We start from the raw sequence: 13,767 nt of genomic DNA, 5'->3' as shown, positions 1-13,767 counted from the left end.
AGCACAATGAGGTATGGGCCTCATGACTAATAAATAATGAACGTGGTGATTACATGGAAGACAACACAGAGATAGCCAAGGAGCTGTTCATGCAGCATAAGGGCAGTGTCGTTCAGATGCACCGTGAAGGTGTGTTTGCGCAATATAAGAGTTATGAGATCGCACCAGATACAGAAGCGCAGTGGTATAACGAGATGATAGAACAGTATAGCAAAGAATTATCGATTATGAATTGGAATGCAGTAGTAGGCTTGGAAGCGATAGCGAAGTATCATCAGAATCCTCTCATTCTGGATAATATAATGGTATTTGCATCAAGGCATATTATGGGGGCAGACAGCTTGGTCAAGCTGATGTATGCGGAGTCGATGCTGAGCGTGATCACAATGTTCAAAAAAACGGCGTCTAGGGAGCTTTTGTACAGCTATCTCCAACAAACGCTGCAGCTGCTGGACAATATTATGATTAAGCCTCTCGTTCTCGATCCTGGTCATGAGCTGCAGCAATTCGAGCTGAGAGATAAAAAAGCACTGAACAACAGAGCTCGAAAAAGCATGGATGAGATTGAAGACTTCTTTAACTGAGCGGAGAGTGTATGTTAGCTTGTGTGAGAAGCGTTCGGTGGGATTGGATGAGCTGTCACTTAAGGATGATTGGTTCATTCGAGTGAAGTGCTATGCTGCATAAATTTCTCTATTAGAGAACCTGTTTTCCTTGTAGTTGGGTCTGGAGCTGTATAGTAGAGGGATTGGAGCGATAGCGCAATAATGTCAGGAGCAGCGGCAGCAGATTACCGTATAAGGAAAAAAAGGCCTTAAGACTTGCGGGCATTGCCCACATCTTGAATTCTCTTGGTGAATAAGGAATTAAAGTCCTTATTGAAGGGTCATTTTTTTCTGATACAGCATGACAAAAGCTCGCCCTGCTCGCAGACGCTTAGTGCGCTGCTTGCAGGGCGAGCTTGTTGGGTTATTGACTATTCATTTTGCAAAAATTTATCGATGAAATACAAGCCGTTGTCCACTTTCTCTGAAGTGACACGGATGCCTACAATGTAATTGTTCTTCGCAAGGGCAGGGAGCTTGCCGATAATTGAGCTTTTGGAAATATCAATGCCGTATACATGCTCAGTAGGATCATCCTCTGTCTTCTGCTTGAAGGCTTTGTCTGTGTCTATAGCTTCTTTCACTTTGCCTGTCGCAATATCATCAAGGCTCATTAGAACACCTTGTGGTGCGATCCAGTTAAACGTAGCCGTATCCAGAATATAGACATCCGGCTTCTCAGTAGCGAGAACAATCATTGCTTTTTGCTGGGAAGCCATATCCATCTGATCCTTGGTTTCGAGAGGCACATAGGTTAGATTAAGGTTAAACCGCTTCCATTCCGGGAATTGCTCGAGAAGCGCTGCTTCCAATAGCTCATTATCGCCAGTGCCGCCTTGACCGTCATCTATGAAATATTCTCCGAAATACATAACGGACAGATCAATGGGAGGAAGACTTGCAAGCCTTGCTTGTTCTGCGCGATGATCGATGAAGCTGTTGATGCCGTAAATGATGAGAGCCAAGACTAGAATGCCGCCAAATACATGCAGCTTATAGTACCGCCAGAAATGATCGAGCTTTGCGGCAGGACCCGCCATTTTTTTGTATTTTCCATATTCCTTTTGATTAAATTCCTCTACTGCGACGCGGTCCTCATATTCCAGGATGAACCGGTAAGCGCGAGTAACCTCATCGAAATCAGCTGCTGGATCACCTTGATCCTGTACGCTTGGCTGCTGCTGCCTTGACCTTGTCTGACGCATAAGAGTCGTATAGCGTTTGTCCAGTTCTTCCTTTGAAGCATTCTCCGGAAGGCCCATCCTTTTATAGGCTTGTTTTAAATCGTCCATGGATTCACCTCTGTTAGTATTAGGGAGAGCAAAGATTCCTATTCTCTAGTATACGTATTTAGTTGAGAGATTTCCAATCATTCAGGTTGTGAGCGCCGGATTGGGCTACAAATCAGATAATCGTATGGTATGATAGGAAAAAGTACGAATGGTATGGGACTAATCAGTCAATACATAGATTAACAGCATCATAACGGGGGACAACCAATGCTAACTGGTAAAATAATCATCTTAGGCATTACTGGCGGAATCGCAGCTTATAAGGGAGCAGCGCTGTGCAGCAAGCTTGTCCAGGCAGGGGCTGAGGTTCATGTCATCATGACAGAATCAGCTGCCAAGTTCATTACGCCCTTAACGCTTCAAATATTATCACGTCATCCGGTGCATATCGATACGTTCGATGAGAGGGACCCTGCGGTCGTATCTCATATTGACTTGGCAGATCGTGCAGATCTGATCGTCATCGCTCCTGCAACAGCTAATGCCATTGGCAAGATGGCAGCAGGGCTTGCAGATGACATGCTTACGACAACGCTGCTCGCTGCGACATCTCCTATTATAGTAGCTCCAGCGATGAATGTTCATATGTACGAGCACCCCGCGGTCGTTCACAATCTGGAGCTGCTCGCTTCACGCGGCGTCATGTTCGTTGAGCCGGGTACAGGACAGCTCGCCTGCGGCTACGTGGCCAAAGGCAGGCTTGCTGAGCCTGAGGACATTGTCATGGCGATTCACTCCTTCTTTAGTAGGCAGGGGAAGCTGTCTGGCAAGCGAGTGCTTGTTACGGCTGGAGGAACGGTAGAACGACTAGACCCTGTAAGATATTTGACGAATGATTCCTCGGGCAAAATGGGATTCGCTATCGCTGAAGCTGCTAAGGTAATGGGCGCAGAGGTAACGGTTATAGCCGGCAGAACGACGGTGGAGCCGCCTGCGGGTGTGACAGTCGTGCGAATTGAATCGGCACAGCAGATGCTGGAGGCTGTGACGGAGCGATTCGAGCAGTCGGATATCGTTATTAAGGCAGCGGCTGTTGCTGATTATCGGCCTGCGGTTAAGCATAGCCGGAAGCAGAAAAAGAACGGTGAGAGCCTTACTCTAGAGCTGGAGAAGACGACTGATATTCTGCAGACGCTGGGTGAGCGCAAAACACATCAGGTGCTGATCGGTTTTGCAGCAGAGACCGAGGATGTAGAGCGTTATGCGATGGATAAGCTGCATCGTAAGAACTGCGATTTCATCGTAGCTAATGATGTTAGCCAAGAGGGTGCAGGGTTCAACGGTGATACGAATATTGTGCAGCTGTACGGTCCAGCTGGATTGATTAAGGCGATGCCTATTCAGTCCAAGAGGGAGATTGCGAGGCGTATTCTTGAGCTTGCAGCAGGGCGAATGGCAGCAGTCGGAGGTCATGGCGAATGATAGCCAGAGTCATCGTCGACGTTCCGAGCCGCCAGACGGATCGGCCGTTTGATTATGAGGTTCCTGCCGAGATGGCCAGCTGGATTGAGGTCGGCAGCCGTGTCGGCGTACCCTTTGGCGGACGCGTGCTGCAGGGCTTTGTCACCGAGCTTGCCGAGACAGCTGCTATTGATCCGAAGCGACTCAAGAAGGTGTCCGAGCTGCTAGATCCCCTTCCTCCACTGCTGCCTGATCTCGTAGAGCTGGCAAGATGGATGAGCGACAAATATTGCTGCTCCTGGACGACAGCTCTTCAGGCGATGATCCCTGCGGCGCTTAAAGGCAAGGCAGAACGCAACATTAGCCTTAATACGGACAGTCCGGAAGCAGGAAGCGGGCTAACGGCGCTCCTGCCCCCAGAGCTAAGCGAATTTATCGGGAAGCAGAAGCAGGTTAAGCTGGATACGCTGCTGGAGCGCTATCCACAGTATTCCGCAGCAATGAAAGAGGCGCTGGAGGAGGGCATACTGCTCGAGCATACCTCAATTAAAGACCGGCATGGCGTTCGTAAGGTGATGACTGTATTCCCGCCTGACGATGTTGCTGCAGCTCGTGAAGCGCTTGATGCGTTCCCTGCTCGAGCAGGAAAGCAGCGTGAGCTGCTCGCGTTCATGCTGGAGCATGGCAAGCCGATTGCTCAGCAAGCGCTGTTCGCTGAAGCAGGAGGCTCTGCGGCAAGTGTGCGTGCCCTTGCTGACAAAGGGCTGCTGCTGCTGCAGGAGGTCGAGCAGCAGCGTGATCCTTATGCTGGGCGCGAATTCGTGCGGACGGAGCCGCTGCCGCTGACGGAAGAGCAGCAGGGTGTCTATGAACGGATTGCGGCGACGGTAAGCAGAGGAGAATCACAAGCGATGCTGCTGCATGGTGTGACGGGCAGCGGCAAAACCGAGGTCTATTTGCAGTCGATTCAGCATTGTCTAGAGCAAGGCAAGCAAGCGATAGTGCTGGTGCCCGAGATTTCATTGACCCCGCAAATGGTCGAAAGATTCAAAGGCCGCTTCGGTGACGCCGTCGCTGTGCTGCATAGCCGGCTGTCCAATGGCGAGCGCTATGATGAGTGGCGCAAAATCCGCCGTCGCCAGGTTCAGGTGGCGATCGGGGCAAGGTCAGCGATATTCGCTCCATTCGAACGGATCGGGCTCATTATTATTGATGAAGAGCATGAGTCTTCCTATAAGCAGGAAGAGAGTCCGAAGTATCACGCTCGTGATGTAGCTGTGAAGCGTGCAAGGCTTCACGGCGCAGCCGTTGTATTAGGCTCGGCGACACCTTCGCTGGAGTCGTTCGCTGCGGCTAGCCGGCCTCCTGCGCCGGGAAGGGAGTCCTCGCTCCTGCCGATGCCGCATCGGGTCGGCGGCCGTCCGCTGCCGCCGGTTGCTGTTATTGATATGCGAATCGAGCTGCTGGAGGGCAATCGATCGATGTTCAGCCGCAGGCTGCACGCGGCGCTTGCCGAGAGGCTGGAGCGCGGCGAGCAGTCGGTGCTCCTGCTCAATCGGAGAGGCTATTCGACATTCGTCATGTGCCGCTCCTGCGGGTATACAGCAGCTTGTCCGCACTGCGATATCTCGCTCACCTATCATCAGAAATCGCGTGCACTGCGCTGCCACTATTGCGGCCACGCAGAGCTGGCTCCGAAGGAATGCCCTTCCTGCGCTAGTGAGCATATCCGCTACTTCGGTACTGGAACGCAGCGGGTTGAGGAGGAGCTGGCGAAGCTGTTCCCGGGAATCCGCGTCATTCGGATGGATGTCGATACGACGACCGAGAAGAACTCGCATGAGAAGCTGCTCAAGCAGTTCGGCGACCGTCAGGCCGATGTGCTGCTCGGTACCCAGATGGTAGCGAAGGGACTGGATTTCCCCTTTGTTACCCTTGTCGGCGTCATCGCAGCCGATACCTCGCTGAACCTGCCGGACTTCCGGGCAGGCGAGCGCACCTTCCAGCTATTGACTCAAGTGGCCGGAAGGGCGGGCAGACATCATTTGCCGGGAGAGGTTGTTGTACAGACCTATTCGCCAGAGCATTATGCGGTGGTTACGGCACAGCATCATGATTATGCGGCTTTTGTTCGGGAAGAACTGAAGCATAGAGGGGTGATGGGATATCCGCCTTTCTGCAGACTGGTGCTCGTTACGATGTCGCATGAGCAGCTCCCGCTGCTATCCTCTGTTGGGGAGAAGTTCGCATTGCGGCTAAGAGAACTGGCTGCGGCAGAAGGTGTATTAGGCCCGCTAGATGGAGGTTTGCCAAGGGCGCTTGACGTGCTTGGACCGGTTGCATCGCCTATTTCAAGAATGAAAGATCGCTACCGTTTTCAATGTGTGATAAAATATCGTGGAAACATCGACGTACCGCTGCTGCTTCGCCAAGCGCTCGTACCTTTTACCGAAGGGCCTCCGCAGAAGCAGGTGCTGTTCAGTATCGATGTAGATCCGCAAGTTATTTTATAAATTAGATCTTGTATGTAAAGGAAGGGAACGGCAATGGCTATTCGTATAATTGTAAAAGATCCAGATCCCGTATTGCGGGAGCCTGCTAAAGAGGTAACTAAATTTAACTCTAACCTGCAGAAGCTGCTTAAAGATATGGCGGAGACGATGTATGATGCTGATGGAGTAGGTCTCGCAGCTCCACAGATTGGCATATCGAAGAGGGTTATTGTTGTTGATATTGGCGATGAGAGCGGCTTGATCGAGATGGTGAATCCGGTCATCGTGGAAGAGGAAGGCGAACAGCTTGGTCCAGAAGGCTGCCTTAGCATCCCGAACCTGAACGGAGATGTGCTTCGGGCAGAGCGAATCGTTGTGAATGGCCTGACGGCAGAAGGCACACCGTTCTCGGTTGAAGCGACAGGCTTCCTCGCGCGCGCTTTCCAGCATGAGGTTGATCACCTGAATGGCATTCTGTTCACGGATTTGGCCGAAAGCGTCTATGATATCTCGGAACGCTCCAAAAAAGGCGGCGAATAAAGCCATGCGCATTGTATTTATGGGAACACCTGAGTTCGCAGTCTCTTCGCTCCGGCTTCTGCTGGAGCAGGGCTATAATGTTGTTGCCGTTGTGAGCCAGCCGGATCGTCCGAAGGGCCGCAAGCGGACCCTTACGCCGCCTCCTGTTAAGGAAGCGGCGCTTTCCTTCGGACTTCCGGTCATTCAGCCTGAGCGGATGCGCAGCAGTGAAGCCATTGCTGCAGTAGCTGAGCTGAAGCCGGATCTGATCGTAACAGCTGCATATGGACAAATTCTGCCTAAGGCTGTGCTGGAGCTGGCACCGCTTGGCTGTATTAACGTACACGGCTCGCTTCTGCCGAAGTATCGCGGCGGAGCTCCGATACAGCGTGCCATTATCAATGGCGAGAAGGTGACGGGCGTTACGATCATGTATATGGCAGAGGGCTTGGACACAGGCGATATGATTAGCCGAGTGGAAGTACCGATTACGGATGAGGATACATCAGGTACCCTATTCGAGAAACTGAGCATCGCGGGCTCCGAGCTGCTCGGACGAACGCTGCCTGCTCTTATCGCTGGAGAGATTGAGGCTGTTCCTCAACAGGACGAGCTGGCCACTTATGCACCTAATCTTTCCCGCGAAGACGAACGGATTGATTGGAGTAAATCAGCGCTGCAGATCTACAATCAGGTTCGCGGACTATCGCCAATGGCAGGCGCCTTTACTTTACTGAATGATGAAGTGTTCAAGGTGTGGGCGTGCGAGAAGCCAGATGGCTCCGCAGGCAGAAGTGCTGTGGCTCCAGGAACCGTTCTTGCAGCAACGGACAAAGGCATTGAAGTACAGACTGGCGAGGGCGCTCTGCGCATTCTTGATATTCAGCCGGCAGGCAAGCGGGTTATGACTGTTGCTGATTGGCTGAAGGGCTCCAAGCTATCTGAGGGCACTGTGTTCGGCGGAGGACAGTCATGACGGATAGAGATCTGCAGAAGCAGCAATCGAAACCAGCAGCGACAGGTCAAGGCAGCGGCAGCAAGCAGTCTAACAAGCCAACTGCTGCTGGTGGATCTGGCGGACAGCAGTCCCGTAAGAACGGGAACAACAATGGAGCTCGTCAGGGACGCGCTCCGCGTACCCCCAGGGAGCTGGCGCTTGATACGCTAGTGAAAGTAGCAGAGACCGGAGCATACAGCAATCTGCAGCTCAATCGCGCCCTTCAAGAGGCACAGCTGCAGCGAGCAGATGCTGGACTTGTAACGGAGCTTGTGTACGGAACGATTCAGCGGCAGCTTACGCTCGATCATTGGCTGAGCAGGTTCGCCTCCAAAGGCTTGAAGAAGCTTGAGCCATGGGTTCACCAGCTGCTGCGGATGAGTGCTTATCAGCTGCTCTATTTGGACCGGATTCCTGCCCATGCTGCGGTTAATGAGGCAGTAACGATAGCCAAGAGACGTGGCCATCAAGGTATCTCAGGGATGGTTAACGGCATTCTTCGCAGCATAGACCGGAATCGTGCGGAGCTAACGATAGAAGCTATTCAGGACAAGAACCCAGTCGTAAGAATCGCTCTTCGGCATTCCTATCCCGAATGGCTTGTGAAACGATGGGTTGACAGCTATGGTGAGCAGACAGCCGAAGCGATCTGTGAAGCAGGGAACAGCGCTCCACATGCTAGCGTACGGATTAACCCGCTGCGCTCCACCCGTGAGCAGGCCTTGCAGCAGCTCATCTCTCACGATTACGCTGCTGAATTATCGGACATTGCTCCTGCGGGCATCGTTGTTCAGCGTGGCGGCAATCTTGCTGACACGGAAGGCTTCCGCGAAGGGCTGTGGACGGTTCAGGATGAGAGCTCGATGCTCGTTGCAGAGGTCGTTGCGCCACTGCCGGGTATGCAGGTGCTCGATTGCTGTGCAGCACCTGGGGGTAAGACGACGCATCTAGCCGAGCTGATGGGCGGCAAGGGCAAAGTGTGGGCCAATGATCTTCATGCCCATAAGCGTCCGCTCATTGAAGCGCAAGCGGAGCGATTGGGTCTTGCTAATATAGAGACCAATACAGAAGATGCTGGCAATCTGATGGACAGATTCGCACCGGCATCCATGGATGCCGTCCTGCTCGACGCGCCATGCTCCGGCTTCGGTGTTATCCGCCGCAAGCCTGAGATCAAATGGACGAAGACAGCTGGTGATGTGAGTGAGATTGCAGGCATTCAGCGCAGGCTGCTGCAAGCGGTATGCGGCTTGGTTAAGCCAGGCGGTGTGCTTGTATATAGCACTTGCACGATTGAACACGCAGAGAATGAGGATCAGGTTGCTGCGTTTCTATCGGAGCATCCGGAATTCGAGCTTGATGCTGATTGGCCGCAAGCGGTATTGGAGCAGCTTCGCAGGGTTGGTGCGATCGACGATACATTCGACGGACAAGCTCAGCTGCTCCCTCAGCATTTTGACAGCGACGGCTTCTATATTGCCCGTTTACGCAAGCGTCAATAGGCTGTTTGTGGCTGAGCATGGGCGTTTGTGGTAAAATAAATCATCAGCGGCAGCAGAGTTACTTGCTGCCGCGCTAATAATGAGTCAGGTGTGATAAAAATGAAACCGATTATTTATGATTATACGCTCGAGCAGCTTCAAGAATGGATGCAGGAGAATGATGAGCCGGTGTTTCGCGCAGGCCAATTGTTCGACTGGCTGTATGTGAAGCGTGTGAAGAGCTTCGAAGATATGTCGAACTTGTCCAAAGCGATGCGCCAGAAGCTGGAAGATAACTTCCAATTCGTAACTTTAACCGAGATTACGAAGTTTGAGTCGAAGGATGGTACGGTGAAGTTTCTATTCGGGCTTCATGACAACCATGCGATTGAAACGGTAATTATGCGTCACAACTATGGCAACAGCATTTGTGTAACAACTCAGGTTGGCTGCCGTATTGGCTGTACATTCTGTGCATCAACACTAGGCGGACTGAAACGGAACCTGACAGCGGGCGAGATTGTCGCGCAGGTTGTTACTGCTCAGCAGGTACTGGATGCAACAGGTGAACGCGTATCAAGTATCGTAATCATGGGCTCAGGCGAGCCATTCGAGAATTATGATGCAACGATGAATTTCTTGCGCATTATGATTCACGAGAAGGGTCTAAATATTGGTCAGCGCCATATTACCGTGTCGACAAGCGGAATTGTGCCAAGCATGTATAAATTCGCAGATGAGAATACACAGATTAATCTGGCTCTATCCATTCATGCGCCTAACGATGCACTGAGATCGAAGCTGATGCCGGTTAACCGCCGCTTCCCGTTCGTAGACGTAATGGAAGCAACCAAGTATTATATTGCGAAGACTGGCCGCCGTGTGACGTTCGAATACGCACTAATCGGAGGCGTGAACGATCGTCCTGAGCATGCGCAGGAGCTTGCAGAGGTTCTGAAGGGAATGCTGTGTCACGTCAACCTGATTCCTGTTAACCATGTACCTGAGCGGAATTATGTTCGGACGCCTCGGGAAGATATTTTTGAGTTCCAACGTATCCTTGACCGGAATAAAATAAGTGTAACGATTCGCAGAGAGCAAGGGCATGACATCGCTGCTGCATGCGGCCAGCTGCGAGCGAAACATATGGAGTCCACGACGAGGTGATGACGGTTGATTACGGCAAGCCGAAGTGATATCGGACGTATTCGTCAGATCAATGAAGACCGTGCTTGGGTAAGCACATTGAATAATGGCACTGTGCTTGGTATCGTTGCCGACGGCATGGGAGGCCATCAAGCAGGCGATGTAGCTAGTCAGCTTGCAGTCAATGCGTTCCGCGACATGCTGGAGCACAGTGCATCCAAGGAAGAGCTGACTGTGCAGGAGGGGAAGATGCTCATTCGCCAAGCAATCATTAGAGCGAATGATGTCGTATTCGACATGGCTTCCCGCAACGAGCAGTATTACAACATGGGCACGACGATTGTCGCTGCCTTGTATAAGGAACAGAACGTCATCATTGGGCATATCGGAGACAGCCGTGCTTATCTCGTAACAGCGGATCGGATCTTGCAGCTTACGATGGATCATACACTCGTCAATGAGCTGGTGAAATCAGGACAGATCAGTGTAGAGGAAGCTGCTCACCATCCCCGCCGGAATGTGCTTACACGTGCTGTCGGTACGGATGCGCAAGTAGAGGTAGATATTCAGACCGCAGTCTTGTCTCCTAATGATGTGCTGCTGCTATGCAGTGATGGGTTAACGAATATGATCACCGATGAACAGCTGCTGCAGACGATCCATGAGGAAGGTCTGGAGCTTGATGAGAAAGCAGAACGCCTCATTCAACTAGCGCTGCATGCGGGAGGGGACGACAATATTACTGTCGTGCTGCTCCAAGAGGCAGGCGGCACGAACCCAGGGGGTGAGAACGGATGATCGGACACGATTTAGGCGGACGCTATGAAATCTTGACCCGAATCGGCGGCGGCGGAATGGCGCTCGTGTACAAAGCACATGATATATTGCTTAACCGCAATGTCGCGGTGAAGGTGCTGCGTCAGCAATTCGTTCATGATGAAGAGTTTATACGCCGTTTCAGGCGTGAAGCGCAATCTGCTGCTTCGTTATCGCATCCCAATGTTGTCAGTGTGTACGATGTAGGGCAGGAAGAAGATACGCATTACATCGTAATGGAATATATTGAAGGCAATAATCTTAATGAAGTCATTCAGGAGCGTGCACCGCTGCAGGCAGATGAAGCGGTGCGGGTCGCCATGCAGATTTGTGATGCGCTTGATCATGCCCATCAGAATCATATCATTCATCGTGATATTAAACCGCACAACATTCTGATAGGCAAGAACGGAAGGGTGAAGGTAACGGACTTCGGGATTGCCCGTGCAGTTACTTCCTCCACCATTACACAGACAGGCTCTGTCATTGGCTCCGTGCATTATTTCTCGCCTGAGCATGCGAAGGGTGTAAGTACCGGAGAGAAATCAGATTTATATTCACTTGGCATCGTCTTATATCAAATGTTAACTGGCAAGCTGCCATTCATGGGTGAGAGCCCGATTAGCGTAGCATTGAAGCATTTGCAAGAGGAATTCGAGGAACCGAGAGCCGTTAATCCACATATTCCGCAGAGCGTTGAGAATGTCATACTGCGAGCTATGCGCAAAAATCCGGGTGAACGTTACAGCTCCGCGCGTGAAATGCTTCAGGATCTGGATACTTGTCTGAAGTCAGAGCGACTGAACGAGCCCAAGGCTGCTTTTATAACGAGCAACGACTTAGATGAGACTCGTGTTATGCCTGCGATACGCGACTTCAAACCATCTGCGTCAGCAAGCGGTGTGAAGAGTGAGCGCTTGGACGCAGCAGCTAGTTCGAATCACAAGGATGCGGAACGTACAGAGAAAGACATAACTTCGAAACCAAAAGGCTGGAAACGCCCTACGACAATTGTCGCTATTACCTTGGTCGTGCTGGCATTGATTATATGGGGATTTATTTCTGTTCTTGGTAAGCTTGATGTGCCGGAAGTGGACGTGCCTTATGTTGTCGGCTTACAGGAGGATAAAGCGCGTCTGAAGTTAGAGGAGTTTGGCCTTAATGTAGAAGAGCCCGTTACCCGCGAGTTCCGAAGCGATATTCCTGTGGGTGAGGTCTACGACCAGAGTCAGATTAATATGCGGGTGAAGCAAGGCAAATACGTTCACTTATCCGTAAGTAAAGGCGCAGAGCTTTCGTTAATGAAAGATTATCGGGGAAGCACGCTTCAATCTGCACAAGATGAGCTGGCTGCACTTGGCGTTGATGTCAAGGAGCAGATTAAAACTCAGGAAGTATTCAGCGATGAAGAGGCCGGGACGATTGTGAATCAAACGCCGGCAGCTAATGAAGAATTCGATCCTGCGACTGCGCAGTTCACATTCATGGTCAGCAAAGGCCGTGAGACAATTCCTATGCCGAATCTGATCGGGAAGACGATTGCTGAAGCGAAGGATATTGTTAATGCTAATGGGCTGAAGCTGGCAGATGAGGATATTATGTACGAGCCAAGCTATGAGATGGCGAATGGGCTGGTTATTGCTCAAGACCAATACAAGCCAAGCGACTTGGTGCCAATGGGGTCGGAAATATCAATAAGAGTAAGCTCTGGACCACCCAAGGATGCAAGAGAGCATACGTTTAACGTCGTCATCTCTCCTGCTGAGGCTGGCAAGACGAGTGAGATTCGAATCGTATATTCGGACGCAACAGGCAATGACAAGGAATGGGATAGACGTCAGATTACAGATACACAGACGTTCCCTGTCAAAGTCACTATTGCTCCAGATACGGCAGCGAAGATAACTGTGTATCGTGATGGTCAATTCGTTACCCTTGAGACGATTGAATATGATAAGGCCGCAGAAGGCCCGTCAACCGTGACGGTGCCTGGCCAGGAAGCAACGCCAACGCCAACACCACCGCCAATCGAAGAGCCTGCTCAAGGTGAGGCCCAAGAAGGCGATAATACTGACGAGGAAAGCGAGCCACAAGATGAGCAGTAGTCATTTAAAGGGTACGATCGTAAAGGCGCTAAGCGGCTACTATTATGTGCTGCCAGACAATGAAGCGCAGGTGCAGGCAACGGTTCAATGCCGAGGCCGTGGCGTCTTCAAGAACAAGGGCATTAATCCGCTCGTTGGTGACAATGTGCTATACAGCTTAACGGAGAACGGCGAGGGAACGGTGGAAGAAATATTGCCCCGTTCCTCCGAGCTCATTCGGCCTCCTGTATCCAACATAGACCTGGCGATTCTTGTATTCTCTGTGACGGAGCCTTCCTTGAATTTATTGCTACTGGACAAGTTCCTCGTTCATATCGAGCACACGGGGATCGAAGCCGTACTTTGCTTAAGCAAGCAGGATCTAGAGATCGATGGGCCCGATAAGGAAGAGGCGGCGGCGTCGGCCGCAGCTGTCAAACGGATATACTCGGCCATTGGCTATGAAGTATATGGAACCAGCTCTCAGCGTGGAGAAGGCATTGACAGCCTTCATGAGCGCTTGAAAGGACATCTGTCGGTATTTGCAGGACAGTCGGGTGTAGGGAAATCCTCACTGCTCAATGCGATTGTTCCTGGCCTTAAGCTGGAGACGAACGCGATTAGTAATCGGCTTGGCCGGGGCAAGCATACGACTAGGCATGTGGAGCTCATTGAGATTGGCGGCGGGTATGTGGCAGATACGCCAGGCTTCAGTCAGCTGGATTTCCAAGAGCTTGGCATTGAGGATCTCGGCTATTGCTTCCGTGAAATGCGCGAACTGGCACCGGATTGCAAGTTCCGAGGCTGCACGCATGTGCATGAGCCGGATTGCGCAGTGCGTAAAGCATTAGAGAATGGGACGATTGCGGAGAGCCGCCATCAGAATTACATGCAGTTTTTAGCAGAAATGAAAGATAAGAAGCGGAGGTACTAA

General features: G+C 51.5%; 11 protein-coding genes. 10 read left to right on the top strand and 1 reads right to left on the bottom strand.

Annotation, left to right across the window (positions count from 1 at the left end):
• Positions 1-53 precede the first annotated feature (53 nt).
• Positions 54-584, top strand: a complete 531-nt coding sequence (locus tag AC6ESP_RS23125) for a hypothetical protein (protein ID WP_497099101.1) — start codon at positions 54-56, stop codon at positions 582-584.
• Positions 585-976: 392 nt separating this feature from the next.
• Here AC6ESP_RS23125 and AC6ESP_RS23120 read toward each other — a convergent pair whose 3' ends face one another.
• Positions 977-1,897 carry a J domain-containing protein gene (locus tag AC6ESP_RS23120; RefSeq protein ID WP_497099100.1) on the bottom strand — a complete coding sequence of 307 codons (921 nt, stop codon included), beginning with the start codon at positions 1,895-1,897 and terminating at the stop codon, positions 977-979.
• 207 nt (positions 1,898-2,104) lie between these two features.
• Between AC6ESP_RS23120 and coaBC the strand changes: the two genes are divergently transcribed.
• From coaBC to rsgA, 9 genes are all read left to right on the top strand, one after another.
• Positions 2,105-3,319: a bifunctional phosphopantothenoylcysteine decarboxylase/phosphopantothenate--cysteine ligase CoaBC gene (gene coaBC, locus AC6ESP_RS23115; protein ID WP_497099099.1), complete on the top strand. Its 1,215-nt coding sequence runs from the start codon at positions 2,105-2,107 to the stop codon at positions 3,317-3,319.
• Complete coding sequence (gene priA / locus AC6ESP_RS23110; protein ID WP_497099098.1) at positions 3,316-5,811, top strand: primosomal protein N'; 2,496 nt, start codon at positions 3,316-3,318, stop codon at positions 5,809-5,811. The genes coaBC and priA overlap by 4 nt, the downstream gene beginning before the upstream one ends.
• Positions 5,812-5,844: 33 nt before the next feature.
• Entirely contained in the window at positions 5,845-6,330 is a 486-nt protein-coding gene (def, locus tag AC6ESP_RS23105) for a peptide deformylase (RefSeq protein WP_497099097.1), read from the top strand.
• Positions 6,331-6,334: 4 nt separating this feature from the next.
• Positions 6,335-7,285, top strand: coding sequence for a methionyl-tRNA formyltransferase (fmt, locus tag AC6ESP_RS23100; RefSeq protein ID WP_497099096.1), 951 nt, complete (start codon positions 6,335-6,337; stop codon positions 7,283-7,285).
• Positions 7,282-8,808, top strand: a complete 1,527-nt coding sequence (gene rsmB, locus AC6ESP_RS23095; protein ID WP_497099095.1) for a 16S rRNA (cytosine(967)-C(5))-methyltransferase RsmB — start codon at positions 7,282-7,284, stop codon at positions 8,806-8,808. The genes fmt and rsmB overlap by 4 nt, the downstream gene beginning before the upstream one ends.
• Positions 8,809-8,907: 99 nt before the next feature.
• Positions 8,908-9,954, top strand: a complete 1,047-nt coding sequence (gene rlmN, locus AC6ESP_RS23090) for a dual-specificity RNA methyltransferase RlmN (protein WP_497099094.1) — start codon at positions 8,908-8,910, stop codon at positions 9,952-9,954.
• Positions 9,955-9,960: 6 nt separating this feature from the next.
• Complete coding sequence (locus AC6ESP_RS23085) at positions 9,961-10,731, top strand: Stp1/IreP family PP2C-type Ser/Thr phosphatase (protein WP_497099093.1); 771 nt, start codon at positions 9,961-9,963, stop codon at positions 10,729-10,731.
• Positions 10,728-12,854: a Stk1 family PASTA domain-containing Ser/Thr kinase gene (pknB, locus tag AC6ESP_RS23080; protein ID WP_497099092.1), complete on the top strand. Its 2,127-nt coding sequence runs from the start codon at positions 10,728-10,730 to the stop codon at positions 12,852-12,854. Before AC6ESP_RS23085 ends, pknB begins: the two co-directional genes overlap by 4 nt.
• Positions 12,844-13,767, top strand: coding sequence for a ribosome small subunit-dependent GTPase A (rsgA, locus tag AC6ESP_RS23075; protein WP_497099091.1), 924 nt, complete (start codon positions 12,844-12,846; stop codon positions 13,765-13,767). The genes pknB and rsgA overlap by 11 nt, the downstream gene beginning before the upstream one ends.

It is taken from the genome of Paenibacillus xinjiangensis (assembly GCF_059686975.1).
The sequence above is the reverse complement of the archived record's forward strand: the minus strand, read 5'-3'. Positions and strand labels throughout refer to the sequence as shown.